The sequence below is a fragment of the Thermococcus peptonophilus genome (genome assembly GCF_001592435.1).
Taxonomy (GTDB): Archaea; Methanobacteriota_B; Thermococci; order Thermococcales; family Thermococcaceae; genus Thermococcus; species Thermococcus peptonophilus.
This window is the reverse complement of record NZ_CP014750.1, coordinates 1,733,142-1,754,967: the sequence shown is the minus strand read 5'-3', so window position 1 is coordinate 1,754,967 and position 21,826 is coordinate 1,733,142. Positions and strand designations below refer to the sequence as shown.

25 protein-coding genes are annotated in these 21,826 nt (G+C 54.0%); 8 read left to right on the top strand and 17 right to left on the bottom strand.

The window, feature by feature from the left end; genetic code table 11:
* The first annotated feature begins 14 nt into the window (after positions 1 to 14).
* The 3 genes from hypA to A0127_RS09520 are packed head-to-tail and all read left to right on the top strand — an operon-like array spanning position 15 to position 1,662.
* Positions 15 to 434: a hydrogenase nickel incorporation protein HypA gene (gene hypA / locus A0127_RS09530; RefSeq protein WP_062390655.1), complete on the top strand. Its 420-nt coding sequence runs from the start codon at positions 15 to 17 to the stop codon at positions 432 to 434.
* Positions 431 to 1,162 carry an Mrp/NBP35 family ATP-binding protein gene (locus tag A0127_RS09525; protein ID WP_062390654.1) on the top strand — a complete coding sequence of 244 codons (732 nt, stop codon included), beginning with the start codon at positions 431 to 433 and terminating at the stop codon, positions 1,160 to 1,162. The genes hypA and A0127_RS09525 overlap by 4 nt, the downstream gene beginning before the upstream one ends.
* 26 nt (positions 1,163 to 1,188) lie before the next feature.
* Positions 1,189 to 1,662, top strand: coding sequence for a hydrogenase 3 maturation endopeptidase HyCI (locus A0127_RS09520; RefSeq protein WP_062390652.1), 474 nt, complete (start codon positions 1,189 to 1,191; stop codon positions 1,660 to 1,662).
* On the opposite strand, the gene mobA is transcribed toward A0127_RS09520, so the two are convergent.
* The 13 genes from mobA to A0127_RS09455 form a co-directional block, all read right to left on the bottom strand.
* Positions 1,643 to 2,224 carry a molybdenum cofactor guanylyltransferase MobA gene (gene mobA / locus A0127_RS09515; RefSeq protein WP_062390650.1) on the bottom strand — a complete coding sequence of 194 codons (582 nt, stop codon included), beginning with the start codon at positions 2,222 to 2,224 and terminating at the stop codon, positions 1,643 to 1,645. The genes A0127_RS09520 and mobA overlap by 20 nt on opposite strands.
* The gene (locus A0127_RS09510; RefSeq protein ID WP_156471199.1) at positions 2,221 to 2,658 is read right to left on the bottom strand and encodes a nucleotidyltransferase; all 438 of its coding nucleotides are present in this window, start codon (positions 2,656 to 2,658) and stop codon (positions 2,221 to 2,223) included. The genes mobA and A0127_RS09510 overlap by 4 nt, the downstream gene beginning before the upstream one ends.
* Before the next feature lie 45 nt (positions 2,659 to 2,703).
* Positions 2,704 to 3,021, bottom strand: coding sequence for a hypothetical protein (locus A0127_RS09505; protein WP_082781421.1), 318 nt, complete (start codon positions 3,019 to 3,021; stop codon positions 2,704 to 2,706).
* A 1-nt stretch (position 3,022) separates the two neighbouring features.
* On the bottom strand, positions 3,023 to 3,862 hold the full coding sequence (locus A0127_RS09500) for an NADH-quinone oxidoreductase subunit B family protein (RefSeq protein ID WP_062390646.1): 840 nt from the start codon (positions 3,860 to 3,862) through the stop codon (positions 3,023 to 3,025).
* A complete protein-coding gene (locus tag A0127_RS09495) occupies positions 3,862 to 4,494 on the bottom strand; it encodes a 4Fe-4S dicluster domain-containing protein (RefSeq protein ID WP_062390644.1) in 633 nt (210 codons plus the stop codon). Before A0127_RS09495 ends, A0127_RS09500 begins: the two co-directional genes overlap by 1 nt.
* The gene (locus A0127_RS09490) at positions 4,494 to 6,293 is read right to left on the bottom strand and encodes a hydrogenase large subunit (RefSeq protein WP_062390640.1); all 1,800 of its coding nucleotides are present in this window, start codon (positions 6,291 to 6,293) and stop codon (positions 4,494 to 4,496) included. The genes A0127_RS09495 and A0127_RS09490 overlap by 1 nt, the downstream gene beginning before the upstream one ends.
* A 2-nt stretch (positions 6,294 to 6,295) precedes the next feature.
* The gene (locus A0127_RS09485) at positions 6,296 to 7,222 is read right to left on the bottom strand and encodes a respiratory chain complex I subunit 1 family protein (protein WP_231855759.1); all 927 of its coding nucleotides are present in this window, start codon (positions 7,220 to 7,222) and stop codon (positions 6,296 to 6,298) included.
* A 4-nt stretch (positions 7,223 to 7,226) separates the two neighbouring features.
* Positions 7,227 to 9,242: a proton-conducting transporter transmembrane domain-containing protein gene (locus A0127_RS09480; RefSeq protein WP_062390636.1), complete on the bottom strand. Its 2,016-nt coding sequence runs from the start codon at positions 9,240 to 9,242 to the stop codon at positions 7,227 to 7,229.
* Positions 9,243 to 9,248: 6 nt separating this feature from the next.
* Complete coding sequence (locus A0127_RS09475; protein ID WP_062390634.1) at positions 9,249 to 10,664, bottom strand: proton-conducting transporter transmembrane domain-containing protein; 1,416 nt, start codon at positions 10,662 to 10,664, stop codon at positions 9,249 to 9,251.
* Positions 10,665 to 10,717: 53 nt separating this feature from the next.
* A complete protein-coding gene (locus tag A0127_RS09470; RefSeq protein WP_062390633.1) occupies positions 10,718 to 11,215 on the bottom strand; it encodes a 4Fe-4S dicluster domain-containing protein in 498 nt (165 codons plus the stop codon).
* Between the two features lie 10 nt (positions 11,216 to 11,225).
* The gene (gene fdhF, locus A0127_RS09465) at positions 11,226 to 13,286 is read right to left on the bottom strand and encodes a formate dehydrogenase subunit alpha (RefSeq protein WP_062390631.1); all 2,061 of its coding nucleotides are present in this window, start codon (positions 13,284 to 13,286) and stop codon (positions 11,226 to 11,228) included.
* A gap of 131 nt (positions 13,287 to 13,417) precedes the next feature.
* Positions 13,418 to 14,011, bottom strand: a complete 594-nt coding sequence (locus tag A0127_RS09460) for a TetR/AcrR family transcriptional regulator (protein ID WP_062390630.1) — start codon at positions 14,009 to 14,011, stop codon at positions 13,418 to 13,420.
* A gap of 126 nt (positions 14,012 to 14,137) precedes the next feature.
* Complete coding sequence (locus A0127_RS09455; protein ID WP_062390628.1) at positions 14,138 to 14,521, bottom strand: DUF302 domain-containing protein; 384 nt, start codon at positions 14,519 to 14,521, stop codon at positions 14,138 to 14,140.
* A 69-nt stretch (positions 14,522 to 14,590) separates the two neighbouring features.
* On the opposite strand from A0127_RS09455, the gene A0127_RS09450 reads away from it, so the two are divergent.
* Genes A0127_RS09450 through hypD form a run of 3 tightly spaced genes read left to right on the top strand, consistent with a single transcriptional unit; the run spans position 14,591 to position 16,280 of the window.
* On the top strand, positions 14,591 to 14,845 hold the full coding sequence (locus A0127_RS09450) for a HypC/HybG/HupF family hydrogenase formation chaperone (protein WP_054841292.1): 255 nt from the start codon (positions 14,591 to 14,593) through the stop codon (positions 14,843 to 14,845).
* Between the two features lie 44 nt (positions 14,846 to 14,889).
* The gene (locus A0127_RS09445) at positions 14,890 to 15,150 is read left to right on the top strand and encodes a HypC/HybG/HupF family hydrogenase formation chaperone (protein WP_062390626.1); all 261 of its coding nucleotides are present in this window, start codon (positions 14,890 to 14,892) and stop codon (positions 15,148 to 15,150) included.
* 2 nt (positions 15,151 to 15,152) lie between these two features.
* The gene (hypD, locus tag A0127_RS09440) at positions 15,153 to 16,280 is read left to right on the top strand and encodes a hydrogenase formation protein HypD (RefSeq protein WP_062390624.1); all 1,128 of its coding nucleotides are present in this window, start codon (positions 15,153 to 15,155) and stop codon (positions 16,278 to 16,280) included.
* Between the two features lie 35 nt (positions 16,281 to 16,315).
* Here the strand turns inward: hypD and A0127_RS10825 are convergent, their stop codons facing one another.
* From A0127_RS10825 to A0127_RS09430, 3 genes are all read right to left on the bottom strand, one after another.
* The gene (locus A0127_RS10825; RefSeq protein WP_269451029.1) at positions 16,316 to 17,509 is read right to left on the bottom strand and encodes an AMP-binding protein; all 1,194 of its coding nucleotides are present in this window, start codon (positions 17,507 to 17,509) and stop codon (positions 16,316 to 16,318) included.
* Entirely contained in the window at positions 17,404 to 18,255 is an 852-nt protein-coding gene (locus A0127_RS10820) for an AMP-binding protein (RefSeq protein ID WP_269451010.1), read from the bottom strand. The genes A0127_RS10825 and A0127_RS10820 overlap by 106 nt, the downstream gene beginning before the upstream one ends.
* Before the next feature lie 251 nt (positions 18,256 to 18,506).
* Entirely contained in the window at positions 18,507 to 19,256 is a 750-nt protein-coding gene (locus tag A0127_RS09430; protein WP_062390622.1) for an ATP-binding protein, read from the bottom strand.
* A gap of 203 nt (positions 19,257 to 19,459) precedes the next feature.
* Here A0127_RS09430 and A0127_RS09425 point away from each other — a divergent pair, with 203 nt between their 5' ends.
* Positions 19,460 to 19,996, top strand: coding sequence for a hypothetical protein (locus tag A0127_RS09425; RefSeq protein ID WP_231855758.1), 537 nt, complete (start codon positions 19,460 to 19,462; stop codon positions 19,994 to 19,996).
* Position 19,997: 1 nt separating this feature from the next.
* Entirely contained in the window at positions 19,998 to 20,159 is a 162-nt protein-coding gene (locus tag A0127_RS10760; protein WP_231855757.1) for a hypothetical protein, read from the top strand.
* Between the two features lie 63 nt (positions 20,160 to 20,222).
* On the opposite strand, the gene A0127_RS09420 is transcribed toward A0127_RS10760, so the two are convergent.
* Positions 20,223 to 21,818 (bottom strand): proton-conducting transporter transmembrane domain-containing protein, encoded by a 1,596-nt coding sequence (locus A0127_RS09420; protein ID WP_062390621.1) that lies wholly within the window; start codon positions 21,816 to 21,818, stop codon positions 20,223 to 20,225.
* Positions 21,819 to 21,826: the final 8 nt, after the last annotated feature.

Sequence of the window (21,826 nt, the reverse complement as noted above, 5' to 3'; positions counted from 1 at the left end):
AACTCGGTGATACCATGCACGAGTGGGCGCTTGCCGATGCGATAGTAAGGACAGTTCTCGATTATGCCCAGAAAGAAGGGGCGAGCAGAGTAAAGGCCGTCAGGGTCGTTCTCGGCGAACTGCAGGATGTGGATGCCGAAATCGTGAAGTTCGCGATGGAGCAGCTCTTCGCGGGAACGATCGCAGAAGGAACTGAAATAGAGTTCGTTGAGGAAGAGGCTGTCTTCAGGTGCAGGAACTGTGGCCACGAGTGGAAGCTCAAGGAGGTAAAGGACAAGTTCGACGAGAGGATCAAGGAGGACATACACTTCATTCCCGAGGTCGTTCACGCCTTCCTTGCCTGTCCGAAGTGCGGAAGCCACGACTTCGAGGTCGTTAAGGGAAGGGGAGTGTATGTAGCAGGCATAAAAATTGAGAAGGAGGGAGGAGCATGAACGCGATAGACCCGAGAGAGATAGCGATAAACGCAAGGCTTGAGAATGTTAAGCGCATCATCCCTGTTGTCAGCGGTAAGGGAGGCGTTGGAAAGTCACTTGTATCAACGACCCTTGCGCTTGTTCTGGCGGAAAGGGGTTACAAGGTCGGCCTCCTCGACCTCGACTTCCACGGGGCCAGCGACCACGTCATCCTCGGCTTTGAGCCGAAGGAGTTCCCGGAGGAGGACAAAGGTGTTGTCCCGCCGACTGTTCACGGGATAAAGTTCATGACGATAGCTTATTACACCGAAGACCGACCCACTCCCCTCCGCGGGAAAGAGATAAGCGACGCTCTCATCGAGCTCCTCACGATAACCCGCTGGGACGAGCTGGACTACCTCGTCATCGATATGCCACCTGGGCTCGGCGACCAGCTCTTGGATGTCCTCCGCTTCCTCAAGAGGGGCGAGTTCCTCGTCGTTGCAACACCATCAAAGCTTTCCCTGAACGTCGTGAGGAAGTTGATAGAACTCCTCAAAGAAGAAGGACACAAGGTCATCGGCGTCGTTGAGAACATGAAGCTCGACGAGGAGATGGACGTTGAAAGGCTTGCTGAAGAGTTCAAGGTTCCATACCTGGTCGGCATACCGTTCTATCCCAACCTCGACGCGAAGGTCGGAAACGTTGATGAGCTCCTGAAGACGGAGTTCGCGGAGAAGATACGGGAGCTGGCGGGGAAGCTTTGATTTTCCCTTTTATTTTGGTGATTAAAATGAACGCCCTTGAGGAAATCTTCTCCGGGAAAAAGAGAATAGTGATATGCGGTATCGGCAACGACATAAGGGGCGACGACGCCTTCGGCGTCCTCGTTGCTGAGAGGCTGAAGGGGCTGGTGAAAAACCAGGATGTTCTCATTATCAACTGCGGCGAAGTGCCCGAGAACTACACGAGCAAGATAGCGGGTTTTGAGCCGGATCTTGTCGTCTTCGTCGATGCCGTGGACTTCAAGGGAGAAGTAGGGGAGTTCATCATAGCCGATCCAGAGGGGACTCTCGGAGAGGCGGTCTCGACCCACGGTCTTCCGCTCAAGTTCGTGACCCAGTACATGAAGAATTTCATAAAAGCGGACTTCGCCCTTATCGGCTGTCAGCCCGGTTCGACGGGTCTTTTTGAGGAGCCAAGCGAGCTGATAAGGGAGCGGGCGGAGAGGTTGGCCCAGTTACTCGCTAAAATATTAGAGGGCTGAGCCTTCCTAAATCCTCTCTCGTGTTCACGTTGAAGAAGCTCTCCCTCCAGTTTTCTGGCAGTTTTTCAATCTCGATATAGCAGGCGTCGCTCTCTCTTATAGCCCGGTTTATCGCGTAGTTTCCGGATTTTATCCGCTCCTCCAAAAAACCCCTGAAAGAGCTTGAGTAAGCGGCGTGGAGTGGCTCTAAGTAGCCATTGCCCCACCTCGGCACGCAGGCTAGTTTTTTGGTCTCTTCAAAGCGCTCGACGATGAAGTCTATGAACTCCGGGACGAGGAGAGGCATGTCTCCAGCAACGACAAAGGCGTCGCCGAGGCTCAGAGCGGTGTAAATACCACCCATCGGCCCCACCATCAGCCCATCAATTAAAACCTCATACCCAAAACCCTCAAGCTTCTCCGCGTTTTCCTTCGAAGCCACTAAGACTATCTCATCTATTTTCTCTGCCCGCTCTAGTTTCTCAAGGGTGTAAAGAAGGAGGGGCTTTCCGTTGATCCTGAAGAGAAGTTTATCCCCGCCGAAGCGCCTGCCCCTTCCGCCGGCTAAGACGGCCCCTATCATTCCTTCTCCTCCCTGTCCACGGGAATATACTCGATCGTGCTGATGTACTTCACGTAGTCCATGGCCTTCTTCGGATCTAGCATCTCCTTCATAAGGTTCTGGAAGTAGTCCTCCCTGTCGTAGGCCACCTCGTAGTTGACGACAACGTCGAGGTAGCCGGAGTGGAAGTTTTCAGCTTCCTCTCTCGTGTATAGCTCGAAGGAGACGTGGTAGCCGTACTTCTCCTCTATTGGATCCCTGATGTTCTCGACGAAGTCAGCGATTCTGTTCAGTTTGACTGGGTCGTAGGGCCTGTCGATTATCACTACCACGTCTATCTCGGGAAAGTCCGGGTCTTTAAGGTGTCTCCCGTAGAAGATTATCGAGAGCAAGTTGTCCCCGTAAAAGTCCCTTATGAGCTTCACAAGCTCCTCTTTTGCCTCCTTTATTCCCACGATTCCACCCCCAAAAGAGATTTTGGAAGGTAGGGAAATATAAAGCTAATCGAAGCTCGGCTGGTAGCGGTACTCAACGTGGAGCTTGCTCTCCGAGTCGAGCTTGCTCGCCGCTTCGAGGAGGGTCTTCCTGTCCTTGTCTGGCAAATCCTCCACCGGAATCTTCATGATGTCCCTGACCTCGATGTCGAACTTCCTGGCGTTTTCGTTGATACCAAGAGCTTCTTTTATGAGTCTCACTGCCTCCTCGCTGAGTTCTCCCTCTTCCTCTATGATGAGCAGATCTCCTGCGTAGTGCCCTGTTATCCTGGCGGAGTACTCCGGGTAGTCCTCGTACTTGAAGCGGTAGAGCTTCCACGGCACTTTAGACACCCGCGGTTACCGAGTACTTCCTCTTCAGGCTCTCTCCCCACTCGCGGTACTCGTCAACCAAGCGCCAGAACTCGTTTTCAAGGAAGCGCATTGCCACGTTTACCCTTGAGTCCTTCTCCCTCAGGGCGTAGCCGGTTATGAGGTCGTGGAGCTTCTCCTTCGGGTTGTCTGGGGCTTCCTTGTATGCCCTGTCAACCAGCTTCATGAAGTCCTCGAGGACTGCGTCGCGGTCGTAGTAGCCGACGACCCTCCTGAGCTCTTCCCTCAGCGTCAGCCAGTAGCGGAGCGGTATCGGTCTCTCAGGTATTTTGAACTTTATCTCGTTCTCTTTTGATGGTTCTGCCTCAGGTGGTAGGGCTATCCAGTATTCGCCTTTCATCTTCTTCTCCTTGATACCGAGGAGCTGGGCTACCCCGTAGAGGATCTCCTCAGGTGAAGGCGGACAGCCTGGAATGTACATGTCTATCGGCACTATCATCTCAGGTCCGCCGCTCCTGAGCCTGTCGCGTCCCCTCTGTGGTGAAGTGTTGTAGAGAGCATAGCTGTTGTAGAAGATACCACCGCTTGAAGCACAGGTTCCGATGGCAACGACGATCCTCGGCTTGGGCGGCATCGCTTCGTAGGCCTTCTTGAGAGCTATCCTCGTCTGCCTTGTCAGCGGGCCAGTTATGAACAGAGCATCCGCGTGCCTTGGATTCGGAACAACCTTGACACCCAGCCTCTCAAGGTCGTAGTATGGGCTCAGGACATCGAGAACTTCAATATCACAGCCGTTACAGGAGCCGGCATCAACGTGATAGACCCAAACGGACTTGAGCTTCTGCTTCCCCATCACTCCTCACCCCCTTCCGACTTGGGGGTCTTTTCGGATGTTCTCTCCACGAGCATGAAAGCGGGATAGACGTTGCCCTCTGTTTCCCTGAGCTTGACGACTGTTCTCCTCATCTTCTCCTCCTGCGTCAGCTTTATCCTGTCCTCAAGGGCGTACATATCGAAGACGTCCTTCGGCAGGATGTTCCTGACGTACTCTATCTGCCTCTCGGTGAAGTCAAGGTATTCGCCGCACTCTTCGCAGTACGCTAACTTATGCTCAACCACCTCGACGAGGTCTTCCTTGTTGTCAGTCGCGACCTCAAACCGAGTCGTCGGCTCCATGGCACCCGTCGGACAGACCTCGATACAGCGGGCACAGCGGATACAGCGGGCGGCGTTGTAGGTGAGCCTCTTCACTCCATGCTCCTTGTCCCACTCCATTATGAGGGCATCGGGCGGACAGGCGTTAACGCAGGCTCCACAGCCAATGCACTTTTCGGGGTTGATGTGCGGAATTCCGCGGAATTCCGGCGGCTTCTCGATGTCAATAAAAGGATAGGGGGTGGTGACGGGGGCCTTCTTTTCGAACTTCTCGGCCTCGAAGCGGTCCCACTTCTTCAGTCTCTCGCTGTACGGGGCGCTCTCGGCCATCAGAACACCCCCTTGTACTTGATAGAGAGCTCGTTGAACTCGGCCTCGGTCAGAACCTTCACCCTACCTGTGTTGACGTCCACGAACTGGACCCTTTCCGTACAGGAATAGCACGGGTCAATGCTCGCTATGATGAGCGGTGCATCGGCAACATGGTAGCCTTTGAGCATCTCCGGAACTGCCGGCAGGTTGTTGTAAGTCGGTGCCCTGACCTTCCAGCGGTAGACCTTGTTCTTCTCGCCGGTCATGACGTAGTGGACGACCTCACCGCGGTGGGCCTCGGTGAATCCGAGGGCTTCCTCATACTCGGGCAGGCTTCCTATCGGTGTGAAGATATCTCCACCGGGCATCTGGTCGATGAGCTGTTCGACTATCCAGATGCTCTCGAAGAGCTCGTCCATCCTCACAAGAACTCTGGCGAGAACGTCGCCCTCCTTGTACACCGGAACCTTGAAGTCAACCTCGTTGTAGGCTGTGGCGGTCTTTACAGCCTGGTCCTTCCTAACGTCGATCTTCCTTCCGCTGGCCCTTGCAGTCGGTCCGAGGACGGAGTAGGCCTTGGCAACCTTGTAGGGCAGTATTCCGACGCCCTCTGCACGCTTGATGAAGGTGTTGGTGTTGAGTGCTACATCGAGGAACTTCTTGGTCTCCTCGCGTATCTGCTTCACAACCTTGAGGACTTCCTCTTTGCGGTAGTCGAGGAGATCCCTCCTGACGCCGCCGACGATGTTCATACCGTACTGCTTTCTGTTGCCCGTTAGTCTCTCCACCAGCCACATGACCGGCTCACGGATGCGCCAGGCGTGCATGAAGCCGGTGTCGAAACCAACGAGGTGCGCCGCTATACCTACCCAGAGAAGGTGGTTGTGAATCCTCTCCAGCTCGAGGAGCAGGGTTCTGATGTAGCGGGCCCTGTCCGGTATTTCAACGTCAGCAAGCCTCTCGACGGCCATAGCGTAGCTGACCGAGTGCTGGTAGCCACAGATACCGCAGATCCTCTCCGCCAGGAAGAGCACCTGGTTGTAGGTCAGCCTGCCCTCGCCGGTCTTCTCTATTCCCCTGTGGGAGTAGAATCCGCGGTAGTCAACGTCGACGATCTCCTCACCCTTGACGAAGAGCCTGAAGTGGGCCGGCTCTTCAATTCCGGCATGAACCGGACCCATCGGGACGAGGGTCGTTCCTTCAGGCTTCTCCTTGAACTCAACCTTTGGTTCGGTCATCGGGGAGTGCCTGTAGTCCATGTCCTTCCTGAGCGGGTAAACGCCTTCAGGCCAGTCCTCCGGAAGGATGAGCCTCCTCGGGTCGGGATGGCCGACTGGGTTGAATCCAAGGAGGTCTTTTACTTCCCTCTCTATCCACAGCGCGGCTGGGAGCTTGGCTGCGACGCTCGGGAAGCTCGGGTCGTCGGCGGGCATGTATGCCCTGAGGAAGACCCAGTAGTTCTTGTCCATGTTGAATGGCTCAACCTGGACGTTGAGGAAGGGCATGTAGACGAAGTGGCCGTTGAGCGGCCTCTCGTCGGTTCCAACGGCCGTTGAGAGGTGGGTCTCCTTGAACTTCGGGTGGTTGTGCCACCAGAGCACCGCTTCAGGCAGGACTTCGCGGTCGATTGTGAACATGTACTGGCCGTAGCTCATCCTCTTGCACTCTTTTATGTGGTCCTTGAAGGCCTCATAGAAGTCTTTGAGGCCCTCCCTCTCGGATAGTATCTTCTCAACGTCGGCCTTCGCGCAACGGCCGTTTTCACATGCCTTGCATTCGAATTCAAAGTTAGCTTCCAAATCCTTGGTCGTCACCATATTCACCACCCCATGAAAGCCATAGCAAGGATTATAATTCCGGCAAAGAACATCCTCGTGTTCATCTTAACTACGTGGTCTATCCTAAGCCTTGCGTTGGTGGCCTCTATCGCCGCTATTATCGGGTAGAACGACACCGTCAGCAGGAACTGGAGCGCGAGCACTTCTGCGGCCTTGACTGCTGTGTTTATCGGTCCAACCCATGGCATGACGAGGACGCTGACGAAGAACCACAGCAGGGCGAAGCGCTTGATGTGGATTGCGTAGTAGAACACTCCGAGGAGCCTGCCGCTGTATTCCCCAAGTGGTCCGCCGATGACTTCCTGCTCGGCCTCTGCCACGTCGAAGGGAACGAAGCCGCTCTCGACGTAGAGGGCGTAAGCGAGAAGGATGTAGGTCAGTATGAGCGACGGTGTGAGGTGAAGGTTCGCTATGATGTCAGCGATGTTGAGTGAGCCGGCGTTGTAGGCCATTACTCCGTAGAGGATGGCTATCAGCGGCTCAACTGTGAGGACTATCTTCATCTCCCTCGCCGAACCTATGTGGCTGAAGGCGTTCTGGACGGTGAGACCACCGAGGATGAGGAAGACGCTGACCATCAGTATCACATAAAAGAACACCACCAGGTTGAAGCCGAAGTCCACTGGGACGACGTTGCCGTAGGGCAGGAGCAGGGCGGCGGTTATCGCTGATGCGAGTGCCAGGTAGGGAGCCCATGTGAAGAGCTTACTGCTTGTTGGCTTGACCGATGGGAGGTTGAAGAGCTTCAGGAGGTCGTACCAGGTCTGGGCCAGCGGCGGTCCGCGCCTGTACTGGAGCCTTGCTTTGACCCTCCTCGCTATACCGTCGAGGTAAGGTGGCAGGATGAATATTATGAGGATTCCGATGGCGGCAAACACGAGTCTCGTTACGTCGAACTCCATTTTCATCACCTCACAGTGCGACAAGTATTCCTATTATCGCCCCTACGACTATCAGTGCTATGACGACGAAGGTTCCAAGCCTTATTCCCGGAACTACGTCCCTAGCTATCCTGAGGAACCTGACGAGAGGTCTAAATATTTCTTCATCAATGTACATTATCTCGCGCTCCCTGAGGTCGTCGAGGGTTTCGACCTTGGTGTACGGCGTGTCAACGATCTTGGTGAAGTAGCTCGCCATCCAGAGGTAGCCCCTGACGATGTAGTGGATCGCCTCCTCACCCACGCGGTAGAACCAGTCGCCGAAGCGGTAGAACGAGCCTATTTTCTCCTCGTACCAGAGATAGAGCCCTTCGGCGTTCACTCTGTACTCGTCTTCGTCTATCTGCGTTGAACCGCAGTCCCATGGCTTGGCCTCCTTGCCGTACTCGGGCTTGAACGTCAGGTAGAGTCCAAAGGCCAGAACACCGAGGACAATGACGAAGAGCACCGGGCTGAAGAGCACCGACTGGAAGCCGATCCTATAGAGGCCATCCTCTATGGGTGCTCCCATCGTGAAACCCGCTTTTATTCCCTCGTTGAGCATGTCCGAGACTGTACCTGGAACGATGCCTATTATCAGGGTCAGAGCCGCGAGTATCCACTGGCCGACGACCATTACCCCCGGAACTTCCCTAACGTTCTTGTAGCGCCCCATCTCGCCGCCGAACTGGGAGCCGTAGAACTTGACGAAAGAGGCGAGCGTTGCGGCACTTATGAAGGCCGCCAGGACAGCTCCAAGGGCGAGGATGTAGCTCTGGGAGTAGTAGCCCGCAACGTAGATGAGCCACTTGCTTATGAAACCGTTGAATGGTGGAACGCCGCTTATTGCCAGCGAGGCGAAGAGAGCAGCTAAAGCAGTCCACTTCATGTACTTTCCGAGGCCCCCGAGGACGTCGAGGTCAACCGTTCCGGTTCTATACTCAACCGCTCCAGCTGAGAGGAAGAGCGAGCTCTTGAATATGGCGTGGTTGAGGGCGTGGAATACGCCAGCGAAGGCTCCAAGCGCACCGACAGCTGCAAGTGCCCCTCCCTTCGGGATGAGGGCCATGCCGATGCCAACCCCAAGCCAGATGTAGCCCATCTGACCGATGCTGTGGTAGGCTAAAAGCCTCTTCGCGTTGGTCTCCCTGAGGGCGTAGAGAGTACCAACTGTGAGGGTTATAGCGCCTATTACAGCGACGAAGAGGCCCAGAGCGGTGTTGGCACCTATCATGCGCCAGACGAGGGCTATCAGGCCGTAGAGTGCAACCTTCTCCATTATGCCGGCCATAACTGCCGAGACGCTGCTCGGTGCCGCCCTGTAAGCCTCTGGAACCCAGAAGTGGAAGGGAACTATCCCGGCCTTCGTCATGAAGGCAATTGTGAGGAGAGCGTACATAACAATTCTGGTGTGCTCCGGGGCCGTTGCAAGGGCTTGTGAGATGGTCTCGAACGTCAGCTCTTCAAAGTTTCCAACAAGGGAGTAAGCAGTACCGAGGGCCAGGAAGAGCGGTATTGTGTCGAGGAAGTGCATGGTTATGTAGTACTTCACGCTCGCTATCGTGTCCCTCGCTTCCTCACTGAAGAATACCAGTATAAATGAGCTAATGGTCATGAGCTCCCAGCTCATGACAAAGTACTCCATGCTGTCAACTGTGACAACAAGGGCCATGCTCGCTAGGAGGGTGTTGTAGGCTATCGCATAGACCCATCCCTTGCCCTTGTTTTCAAAGACGTCCATGTAGCTTATGGCATAGAGCGAAGCCGCGGTTCCGACGATGCCGATTATGAGCAAAAAGACCGCAGACAGCGGGTCTATCTTTATGGATATTCTGAAGAGCTCTCCGGTGACCGTTCCGTTCTTGTAAACATCGTAGCTCTGCCAGAGCAGGACGAGTGAGCCGAGGAACGCCATGAAGCTCGACGCCTTTACGGAGGCTTTATAGTCGCGGATAAGCCCTATAAGGCCGCCGAGGATGAAAGCTCCGAGCGCGTATTCGAGCATCATCTCACATCACCCCATGAAGGCTATCTTCTGAACTATGTCAAGCGTAACCCACGGCGCCACGATGCCTATGAGTATCAGCACTATCATTACTGCGACCATGAGACCCGGTTCCTTCTCAGCTTCGTCGCTTGGTTCTCCGAAAAAGCTCTCCCTGAACCACAGCAGGACAACCACAAGGAATATCGCTGCATCGAAGAGAATGGTTGCCGGAAAGAGCCATGAAGCGATTCCCTTGGCGTGCCTGGTGCTCATGATCGTGAATGCCTTACTGAAGAAGAGGCCGAGAGGCATAACGCCAGCCAGCCCTAAGAATCCCGCAAACCAGGAGATGCTCGTCCAAGGAACGGCTTTTCTCATTCCCCTTATGAGTTTCATGTTAGTCGTACCGAGGGAGTAGGCGAGGCCGCCGACTGAGGCGAATGCGAGGGCCTTAACCACCGCGTGGTTGACCACCTGGTAGAGCGCTATCTGCAGTCCAACGGTGTGCCCGAGGAGTGCATAGGCGAGGGTTATGTACGAAACTCCGGTCTGGGCTATGGTCGAGTAGGCAACGAGCTTTTTGGCGTCGCGCTGGAGCGGGTAGTATATCATCATCAGGAATATCAGTGCAACGGTTAGCCCTCCAAGAACCCAGAAGGTCGAGTCGTCGGGCTTCATGTACTGTATGACCCTGAAGAGCATGAAGCTTCCGAGCGGGACTATCGAGGCGGAGTGAACGTAGGCACTTGCTGGAACTGGTGAGGCAGTTGAATCTGGAAGCCAGGAGTAGAAGAGCAGCTGCGAACTCATGGCAAAGGAGGCGAACATGACGAGAAGTAATGCCGTGTTGTTCGCGGTCATTTTATCGAGCTCCTGTCCGCCGCCGAGCACTGCAACGGCCCCGAGGATGAGGAGGACGCCAAGGTTCAGGACGAGGAAGGCCTTGAGGGCGTCCGTCTTGGCGTTTCCGTAGAAGTTCACTAGGTAAAGGATCGCTATCGCCATTATCTCGAGGGCAACTGCGAACTGGACGAGGTTCGTTGCGTAGATGAACACCATAGTTGCGCCGGTAAGAAGGCCGAGGAGCCCGTAGAACCTGCCCTTTCCTGAACCCATCGGGAAGGCCCTGTTTTTCTGGCTGAAGTACTGGGCCGAGTAAACCGCCAGAAGGAACGCTATTAGTATTGAGAAGAATCCCATGAGAACTGAAGCGACGTCGGCCGTTGCGCCAAAGACCTCGCCGAGGTTTCCGGCGGAGACGTAGGCGGCATGATAAACCTTGCTGGTATCACCAGCAAAGAACTCGTAAGTTCCAGCCGCGTTTATGAGGAATGAGAGTCCCAGGATAACTGAAGCAAAGGTGTCCGCTGATTTACCCTCCGTCTTCCAAGCCAGCACGAGGATGAAGGGCAGGAGCGCCGATGCCAGGAACAGTTCTATCACCTTCCATCACCCCTTGGTTTTCAACCTTTGGTTTTCCTGCAAAAAAATAATGGTCAGAGGAGGAGGGCCGGCTCACCCTCCCCCTTCTCGGCTGCGCTCTTGAGGTTGGCCACGACCTTTCCTTCCCTCTCCCAGAGTATCTCATCTATCTCGCCGTACTTAAGGGCCTCAGTTGGACAGGCTGACACACAAGCTGGAAGGAGGCCCTCCGCCCTCCTGTCGGCACAGAGGTCGCACTTGTCCATGATCTTGTTCTCCTCGTCGAGCTTTGGAACTCCAAACGGACAGGCAACGGCACACATGAGACAGCCGATACACTTGAGCGGGTCGAAGGCAACTGCACCGTCCTCGTCCCTGAAGAGGGCTCCGGTCGGACAGACGTTCAGACAGGGGGCCTTCTCACAGTGGCGGCAGTTGAAGGGAACTGTGAAGAGGTCAGGGAACTCGAAGACCTTTATCCTGGCCTCGCCGTGGGTCATTTCACAGGCAACTTCACAGGCCTTACAGCCAATGCAGCGCTTATAGTCGAGGAAAATCTTCTTGTGGGCCATTTCAACCACCTCACTCCTCCACCTTCTTCACCCTGGCCGCGACGGCCTTCAGCTCGGCCATCTTCGTCATCGGGTGTATCTCGTCCAGCGTGAGGAAGTTGGCCTGCCAGTGCCAGGGCATTGCTATCACGCCTTCCCTGACGTGCTCAGTAACCTCTGCTCTGACAAGAATGCTTCCGCGCCTGGTCTCGACCTTTACGAGGTCGCCTGTTTTGATTCCAAGCTCCCTGGCGTCCTTCGGGTGTATCATGACGTATTCCTCTGGCCAGCGCTTCTTGAGGCTCGGGCTCTCCTCGCTCATGGTGTTGGTGTGCCAGTGGCCAACGAGCCTGAAGTTGGTGAGCCAGAGCGGGTACTCCTCGTCCGGCATCTCGGGAGGCTCCATCCACTCTACCGGCTGGAGCTGGGCTTTTCCGTCTGGTGTCTTGAAGCCCTTCTTGAAGAGTATCTTAGTCCCCTCCCCTGGCTCACTGCACGGGAGGAAGCAACCCTCAGGGTGCTCGGCGAGGTACTCTGGAGTTGCGCCCTTGAAGAGCGGGATGACGCTGTTTATCTCCCTCAGTATCTCGTCCGGGTGGGAGTACTTGAAGTACTCGCCGAGGCCGAGTTCCTTGGCAAGCTCAACTATGATGAGCCAGTCGGGCTTGGCCTCTCCTGGGGCTTCGGCGGCCTTGTAAGTCCTCTGCACGCGCCTCTCGGCGCTGATAGCGGTTCCAGTCTTCTCGAACCAGGCCGCGGCCGGAAGGACTATATCGGCGTACTTAGCAGTCTCAGTTAGGAAGATGTCCTGAACAACAAGGAAGTCGAGCTTCTTCAGCTGCTCCCTGACCCAGCCGCTGTTGGGCATTGACTTGGCGATGTTTCCACCGATGATGTACATCATGCGTATCTTCTTCCCTATTTCGCGAACCATGTTGGTGAGGTCAAGACCGACCCAGTCGGGTATCTTGAAGCCCCAGAGCCTCTCGAGTTCGGCCCTTGCGGCCTCGTCGGTTACAAGACCTCCAGTTGGGAGCTTGTTGGGTGCAATACCGCTCATGGCGGCACAGAAGCCGCACTGGGCTCCCGGAAATACGCCGCTCCAGACGCCTTCCTTCCCGATGTTACCCGTTATCGCGATGAGGTCGGCTATCGCAAGGGCGAGATTGAATCCGTTAACGTGCTGGTTAACACCCTCGTTGACGAGGAAGGCAGTTCTTTTGTTAGCTATCATCCTGGCGGCCTTTCTTATGTCCTCAGCGGGGACGCCGCTTATCTTCTCGGCCCACTCCGGAGTGTAGTCCTTGACGCTCTCCTTAAGCTTCTCGAAGCCTGCGGTCCTCTCCTGGACGAACTCCTTGTCGTAGAGCTCCTCGGTTATGACAACGTTGAGCAGCGCCAGTGCAACCGCGAGATCAGTTCCAGGATAGGGCTTGAGATGGAGTGAGGCGTACTTGTGTCCCCTCGTTGAGCGCGGGTCAATGACTATCATTTCAGCACCGTTGTCAAGAATGGCCTTTTCAATGTACTGCCCAAAGAGAACTGGGGCTGTCTCGGCTGGGTTGTGACCCCAGATCACTATCAGCTCTGCCTTGGCTACGTCCTCGAACGGGTTTGTGGCAGCGGCGCTTCCAAAGACCTTCGTTCTTGCAGGGCTGTTCGAGTACTGGCAGTATCTTCCAGGGAAGTCGAGGTGGTTGGTTCCAATCGCTTTGGAGAGCTTGTGGACGAGGTAGTTCTCCTCGAGGGTTATCTTCTCGCTTCCAAGGAAGGCTATTGCCTCCGGTCCGTAGGTCTCCTTTATTTCCTTGATTTTCTCGGCTATTATCCTGTAGGCTTCTTCCCAGCTTATCTCCTCGAATTTGCCTTCGCCCTTCTCTCCAACGCGCTTGAGCGGTTTCTTGAGCCTCTTCGGGCTGTTAATGAACTGGTAGGAAGCAACTCCCTTTGGACAGAGCTTTCCTCTGTTTGCTATTGTTGGATGGTCGTAGTCGAACTCAATCCTCCTGATGTAGCCGTTCACGCTGACCGCGTAGAACCTGCACCCCACTGAACACCACGGGCACACAACAGGCACTAACTTCTCTGCCATAGGTATCACCACCGATATATGACTGACTAGTCATTTGCACTAATCGCCAAAACCTTAAATAGTTTTCTGAAATCGGCGAGAAATCTGGCAAACAAAAGGGTTAAATTATTCCTAAGTGTTAAAAAGCTAAATTAAACGCTGACAGAGAGTCTCAGGTGGTTGAGAACGGCCCCAACGACCTTCTTTAGGTAATGGCTTTCAGAAAACCCCAGGCAGTCCCTCGCGTGGAGATAGTGCATTAGGGAGCCGATAAACATCTGAAATGCTATTAAGGCATCTTCGTAACCAACTTTAGCGTAGGCAGTAACCCGCCTTGCCCCCTCCCTCAAAAGCTCGGAGCAGGACTGTTTGTAAATATCATTGATGGACTTATACCTTGCTCTTACAGAGAGCATATGGAAAAGGATCTCGGCCCGGTATTCTTTGGAATAAAAATCGAGGAACTCCTTTCCAAGCCGGAGAAGGTAATCCCCGAGCGTTGGATAGGAAACGGTTATATACGGGTCGTTAAGGGAAGGCATGGCCATTATGGGCATTACCTCAAAGGCAAGCTCCTTTATCAGGTCGTCCTTGCTCTTAAAGTAGAGATAGAACGTCCCCTTGGCAACGCCCGCTTTGGCCACTATCTCGTCTACAGTCGTCCTGTCGAAGCCCTTCTTCGCGAACAGCTCCATCGCCGCGGAGACTATCTTTTCTCTGGTCTTCCCCGGAGACTTGGTTGCCACCGCCCGCACCTCTGACTATCCAGTCATACTAACCATTTATGTGTAGTCTTAATAATTTAAACTTTTTCGCTGAAGGTTGAGAAAATGTCATAACGGAAGAAGGCATATAGAGAACACGGAGGATCATTACAGAACCGCTGACATTATTTCCTCGTCTATCTTGGCGACTTCTTTGAGAAGCTCCCCAAGCTCCCCAGAAACCATCTGGGAAAAGAGCCCCATGTTCATCCCGAAGACGTATATCCCGTCGGGCATCTCGATGACAGAGAACCTGCAGGGCATCATCGCAGAAATCCAGCGGTTTTCGGGTTTGCCCACTGCCTTCGCTGCGAAATCCTTATTGCATACCTCAAGAACAGCAAATCCTATTCCAAGTTTATCCTTGAAGTCGTATTCCCCAATTACTTTCCAGCCGAGCCCTTCAACTTTCTCCTTCATCTTTTTGATAGTTTCCTCAAAGGAGTACTTGCTCTTCACTCCCTTTACCATCTGCTTCATCATGTCCTCCATGGGAACCACCTGACTGACCAGTCAGGAAAAGGAATATAAATAATTTTCTTCAACCTTTGGTTGATAACCATGGCCCTGATGCTGGCGGGGAAAGTGGTTGAGGTAAGGGACGGAAAGGCCATAGTTGACGTTGAGGGCAAGCTGAAAGAGGCCAAGCTGGACTTCATCAGGGACGTGAAGCCAGGTGACTACGTGAAGATATACTACGGCATAGTCCTTGAGAAGACCAGTAGAGAAGAGGCCGAGGAGACGCTGGCGAGGTGCTCCTACCACCGCTCGTCCCGGCTTGAGCTCACCTTCACGGTTTCAAACCTGAGGTTTTAGAAAGGCTAAATAACCTTCTTTCAAAGTTGAGGACGGTGGGAAAGATGTGTCTCGCGACCATAGCAAAGGTAATTGAAGTTGACCCCTCAAAGGGAACCGCCTGGGTGGACTTCGGCGGTGTTAAGAGAGAGGCGAGGATAGACCTGATGCCGGACGTTAAGCCCGGTGAGTACGTGCTCATTCATACGGGCTTCATAATCGAGAGAGTTGACGAAGAAACCGCCAAAGAGATACTGAACGCCTGGGAAGAGGTCTTTAAGGTAGAGCCCGACGCTATGGGCGGCTACTACTATCCGGGTGATTGAATATGAGCGATGTTGAAAAGGTCGTTGCCCCTTACAGGGATAGGGCGATAGCCCAGAAGCTCGTCGAGAAGATAAAGGAGGAAGCAAAGACCCTCGACGGCGAAATCAGGATAATGCACGTCTGCGGAACCCACGAGGACACGATAACGAGGCACGGGATTAGATCGCTCCTCCCGGAGAACGTCAAAGTAGTCAGCGGGCCGGGCTGTCCAGTCTGCATAACGCCCGTTGAGGACATCGTGGCGATGCAGCTTATAATGAGGAAAGCCCGGGAAGAAGGCGAGGAGATAATCCTGACAACCTTCGGGGACATGTACAAGATTCCGACACCGATGGGAAGCTTCGCTGATTTAAAGAGCGAGGGCTTTGACGTCAGAATAGTCTATGGTATCTTTGACACCTACAGAATAGCAAAGGAGAACCCGGACAAGACGGTAGTCCACTTCTCACCGGGTTTTGAGACGACTACGGCCCCGGCGGCCGGGATGCTCAACGCCGTCGCTCAAGAGGGGCTTGAGAACTTCAAGATTTACTCGGTTCACAGGCTCACCCCACAGGGAATCGAAGTCCTGATAAAGCAGAAGAGCAGGATAGATGCCCTCATCGATGCCGGCCACGTCTCGACGATAATCGGCGTGAAGGGCTGGGAGTTTCTCAGTGAGAAGTACGGAATCCCGCAGGTCGTTGCTGGCTTCGAGCCGAACGACGTCCTCATGGCGATACTTCTCCTCATTAGGATGTACAAGGAAGGGGACGCGAGGGTCGTGAACGAGTACAAGAGGGCCGTCAAGTATGAGGGCAACGTCGTTGCCCAGCAGTTGATCAACAAGTACTTCAAGGTCGTCGATGCCAAGTGGCGCGCCCTCGGAGTATTTCCTGGAACAGGCCTCGAAGTTAGAGATGAGTGGAGGGAGTTCGAGATAAGGAACTTCTACAAGGTCGAGGTTCCTAAGAACCTGCCAGACCTAGAGAAGGGATGTCTCTGCGGTGCCGTGCTGAGGGGCCTGGCGATGCCAACGGACTGCCCGCACTTTGGAAAGACCTGCACACCGAGGCACCCAGTCGGACCGTGCATGGTGTCCTACGAGGGAACATGCCAGATATTCTATAAGTACGGCGTGCTTTTCTGACTTCTTTTATATAAACAAAGAAGAGACCAGAAAAGTCAGTGCATCTCGAAGCCTTCCAGGGTATTCTTTACCTCTTCCACACTTGCCTCGTCTTCGAGGGTTGAGAGGTCGCCGAGGCCCTTTCCGGTTGCAAGTGCCTTTAAAACCCTGCGCATTATCTTTCCGCTCCTCGTCTTTGGCAGTTTGTTGACGAAGAAGACCTCAGCTGGGGCCGCTATCGGGCCGAGCACCTCCCTGACGTAGTCTATGAGCTCCTTCTTCAGCCTGTCGGTTGGGGCGTAGCTTGCCTTCAGTATGACGAAGGCCACCGGAACCTCGCCCTTTATCTCGTCGGGCCTGCCTATCACAGCCGCCTCCGCAACCGCCGGGTGGAGGACTAGCGCGTGCTCGATCTCTGCCGTTCCAATCCTGTGGCCGGAGACGTTGAGGACCTCGTCGGCCCTGCCGAATATCCAGAAGTAGCCGTCCTCGTCTTTCATTGCGTAGTCGGCCGGGTAGTATATCCAGACTCCCTCTTCAGGCTTGCTGAAGCGCTTCCAGTAGGTTCTTATGTAGCGCTCATCGTTGCCCCAGATACCGAGGAGCATCCCTGGCCAGGGCTTCTTGATGACGAGGTAGCCCCTCTCTCCTGGCTTCGCTGGCTTGCCTTCCGATGTGAAAACATCCGCATCAACTCCAAGGCCAGGAAAGGCGGCTGAACCGGGCTTGAGCGGTGGGAGCTGTATTCCGGCGGAGGGGTAGATCATGTAGCCGCCGGTTTCGGTCTGCCACCAGGTGTCTATTATCGGGCAGCGCCTCCCACCGACGACCTCGTAGTACCACTTCCAGGCCCCAGGGTTGATCGGCTCGCCAACGGAACCGAGCAGGCGGAGGGATGATAGGTCGTGCTTCTTCACCCACTCGTCTCCGTAGCGCATGAGCATCCTTATCGCCGTTGGAGCCGTGTAGAATATCGTAACCCCGTGCTTCTCTATCAGCTCCCAGGGCTTGTCGGGCTTGGGGTAGTTCAAAGCTCCCTCGTACATCATAACGGTCAGGCCAAGAGTTAACGGGCCGTAGACGAGGTAGCTATGCCCGGTGATCCAGCCGACGTCGGCCGTGTTCCAGAAGAGGTCGCTCTCCGTTATTCCCCAAGCCCACTGCATCGTCTTGGCGACATAAACGAGGTATCCTCCCGTTGAGTGAATGATACCCTTCGGTTTTCCGGTCGTTCCGCTCGTGTAGAGGATAAAGAGCGGGTGGTTGCTCTCGACCGGGACTGGCTCAACGTACTCTCGGCACCTTCAAGGAGGTTCTGCCAGTAGTAGTCCCTCCCCTCGACCATGTTGACATCGTTCTCAGAGCGCTTAAGAACCACAACGCTCTCGACGCTCGGAGTTTCCAGTAAAGCCCTGTCGACTATCTCCTTGAGGTTCAGGGCCTTTCCACGCCTGTAGAGGTAGTCGGCGGTTATGACAACTTTCGCCTTGGCGTCGTTTATCCTCGTGGCTAATGCCTCAGCGGAGAATCCGGAGAATACAACGCTGTGGATTGCCCCGATCCTCGCACTCGCTAACATCGCTATTACAACCTCTGGGACGAGAGGCATGTAGATGACTACCCTGTCGCCCTTCCCAACGCCGAGGTTCTTGAGAACCGATGCGAAGCGGTTCACCTCGCGGTAGAGCTCGTAGTATGTGAGCGTCCTCGTTTCTCCCTTCTCGCTCTCCCAGATTATTGCCGCCCTGTTCCTCTTTCCGGCTTTGATGTGCCTGTCGAGGGCGTTGTAGCTGGCGTTGAGCTGGCCCCCGACGAACCAGCGGAAGAAGGGGGCGTTTGAGTCGTCTAGGACCCTATCCCATGTCTTGAACCAGTCAATTACCTTGGCCTGCTCCGCCCAGAACTCTTCAAGGTTCTCGATTGATTTCCGGTGTTCCTCTCTAAAAGACTGCAGTGGGATGTACTTTTCCTCAAGGAATCCCTCCCCGACCTGCACTGGTGTGTCACCTCTCCCGCTTGAGGGTTGTATTCCTTAAAGTTCTTTCGGCGTTCGTCAAAGTGATAATCGGCAAAAAACGAAAAAGAGTTAGGAGTGGCTAATTAGCCAAAAAGCGAAAGCTAAATAGCCACTTGTCGAAACAAGGAGTGGATGGAACCATTATTGCACCTGAAAGGCCAAAAATCCGAAGAAGTTTGCATCAAAATAGGCAACTACATGTAAAAATTTTGGAAGAAAATGTCAGAGCGTCAAGGCGAAAACAAATGAATTCGTCCGGCTATTGACTTCCAGAGTGTCTCAATCTGGTCTATAGGCTCAACCTCTTTACCGTTGAGGCTGTCAACGATGAAGCTCTGGTCGAAGGGTATGATGACGTCGGGCTTAACCGGCAGTTTTTCCTCGACTCCTGGAAGGGCCTTGTTGAGGACGAGGATGTGTTTAAGGCCGAGGCTCTCGCTTAGGCCGGCTATTTTCTTCGACAGTTCAATGGACTCAAGTGATGGCTCGGCCACATCAACGACGACATCAACGTGCTTGTCAACTCCCCTACCGAAGTGCTCTATTCCTGCCTCTGTATCAACAATAATTACCTCGTTCTCCTGTAGCTTTATCCCCTCGAGGAGCTTTCTAGCAAGAAAGCCGTATGGGCAGGCACAGCCCTCCTCGGCCTCCTCGATTTTACCGATGGTTAAAACTGCCAGGTTGCCCTTTTTGGCCAGGATTTCATCCGGGATATCATCGAGCGTCCAGTTGAACAGCTCCTCGTCGAGTTCTCCTTTACCTTCAGCCGCCATGAGTATCTTGGCCCGCTTCTTCCCACCGAGGTGTTCTGCTAAAGTCTTGACCTTTGGAAGGCCAAGCATTCTGTAGAGACCTGGGTTAGACTCGTCAGCGTCTATGATGAGGACGCGGTAGCCCTTCTCAGCGAGGTATTTACCGAGCATGGCGCTGATTGTGCTCTTCCCACAGCCACCTTTTCCGGACACAAGGATCTTCATGTGTATCACCAGTTTGAGGAACAGTAGCACGATTTATAAGTTCTTTGCTCTAATGATAGTACCAACTTGTTCTCAGATTTGCCCAGCAAAGGTTTTTAGGTTCGTTTCTATAACCCACATAGTTAAAACACAAAAGGGGGCATTGTGATGAAGATCTTCAAGGTTCCAAGAGAACCCGGGGCGGGGGGACTATAATCCTTTCAATGATAGGCGGGCTAATCCTCTCACACGCGGACTGGCGTGGCTGGATTATCGGGCTTGCCGTCGCACTGGTAACGTTCTTTACCTTTGATTTCGCCTTTGACTCCTACCGCGCCTGGAAAATGAGTGGAATTGCTCTGAGCCTCGGTCTAAACGTCTTGGCCTACATTCTTCCCGCGGTATACTGGTTCGGCACCGATGTTTTCAGGCCAGCCCTCGATAACCCTCTCATCACTCCCCTGACGGTAGTTATTGTTCTCTTCACCCTCCACCTCGCTTTCTCCCGAGCTAAAGGCTGGAAGCATCCGGTCACCTACGCCCTCGGGAACCTTCTGCCGGCGGTTCCAGCTCTTTTTGCCCCGGCCGTTTCGGGGAGACCCTTCACCGATAAGGTCTTCGTCTTCTGGCTGGTTCTGGCATATTACGAAGCTATTGGGGCCGCCTATGTCGAGACGAGGCTGGCCTTCAGGAAGTTCCCGAAGGAGTATCCCTTAATAGCCTGGCTACCAATTTTTGGTGTTCTTACATATAATCCTTAGTTTGATTATAGCCCTCATCGAGCCGACGGTCAGGCTGGTGAAGAACCTTAAGGAGAATAACTACGTTTCGAAAATAGAAGATATCAAAAGACTCGGCTGGAGCGTCTTCAGGAGCGTAATGCTTCTCTATGTTCTAACGTTGGCCGTTCTGTACTTCACCTGATGCTCTTTCCAGTTTTCAGTAGTTCAAGACCACTGATAAATCTGGAAAAGATGAGAGAAAAGCTTACGCATTTAGAAGAACAGTCTCCGCCAGCTTCCTCACGGCCTCGATGTAGCTCTTGTAATCCATCGCCTGAACCGCTGCCCCGTGGAAGTAGCTGTCTATCAACACAGGTGCGAGGATGCCGAAGAGCACCACAAGCAGGCCGAGTATGAGGTTTACAGAAGTAAGAGTCCAGACCTCGCCGCCTTCGATTCCCAAATTGTGTTTTTCTTCCTCATGCTCATTCTCTCCGTGATGACCGTGCCCCTCGACGGGCTTTCCACGCCACAGAGTTATGAAGAGCTTAAAGTAGGCCCAGGCCGCTATGGCGCTCGTGATAATGACTACTGAAGCAAGCCAGACACTCTTCTGCATCAGCGCGTCGAAGATCAGCATCTTGCTGAAGAAGACGTTCAGCGGAGGAACCCCAACGAGGCTGAGCGTGGCTATTCCGAAGAGAAAGGTCGTTACGGGCATCTTCTTCCCAACGCCGGATAGCTCGTCTATCTTCGTCTTTCCAGTCCTGTAAATGAAGGCCCCAACGGTAAAGAAGAGGAGCATCTTTGCTATGGCGTGGTTCACTATGTGGAAGTTTATGGCTAAAACAGCAAGCTCTGTCCCAACACCGAGCGTCATGAAAAGGTAGCCCATGTGGAGTATCGTCGAGTAGGCTATGACCCTCTTGACGTCCCTCTGAACCAGCATCATCAGCGAGCCGAGGAAGGCCGTCGCGGTTCCGAGCGTGAAGAAGACCAGCGAGAGCCAGCCCGAGAAGGAAACACCCTGGAAGACTGTGTAAAGGAACCTCATGAGGGCGTATATTCCAACGACCTCAACGAAGCCGCTGAGTACTGCACCTACGGGTATTGGTGCGCCCTGGTAGGCATCCGGAAGCCAGTAGTGGCCCGGAAAGATGGCGCTCTTTACGAGAACCATCGATATCGTCAGTGCAAAGAAAATTCCAAGGGCTAGAGTTGGGTCGCCGAAGACCTTCACCGTTATCGGAAAGTCTATCCCATGGAATTTGGCGCTCAGATCGGCCATGTTAACGGTTCCAAGGGATGCGTAGAGGAAGCCGAGAGCCAAGAAGTAGAGGCTCGTAGCCACGGCACCGCTTATCCCGTACTTGAAGGCTCCCTCGATGCTCTCGCTCCTGTTCCGGTAGAAGCCAACTATGGCGTAGGCGGAAGCGCCGAGGACCTCGAGCATGACGAAGAGGTTGAAGGCATCCCCCGTCATGAAGGCTCCCAGAGTTCCAGCCTCAAGGCCTAAAAGGAAGGTGTAGAAGAACTCTAAACCATGCTCCCTGATGAACCTGGCCGAGTATATTCCCGCCATCAAGAAGCCAAACGTAGCGGTCAGAACCAGCGTCGCAGAGAGCCTGTCAACCTCAAAAACTATGCCTATCGGTGCTATCCAGTTCCCGAAAGCGTAAACTAAGGGCTCATTCGATGAGTAGGCCATCTTGAAGAGCTTGATTCCAGCGAGGAAAGCCACAGTTTGGGCGGTTAGGGCGTAGGCTATCACGACTTTTCTGTTCTTTCCAGTTGCAAAGGCTATGAACGGGAGGAAGAATGCAAAGCCAAGCGGTATGACTGGGACTATCCCAACCTCCATGCTCTCAC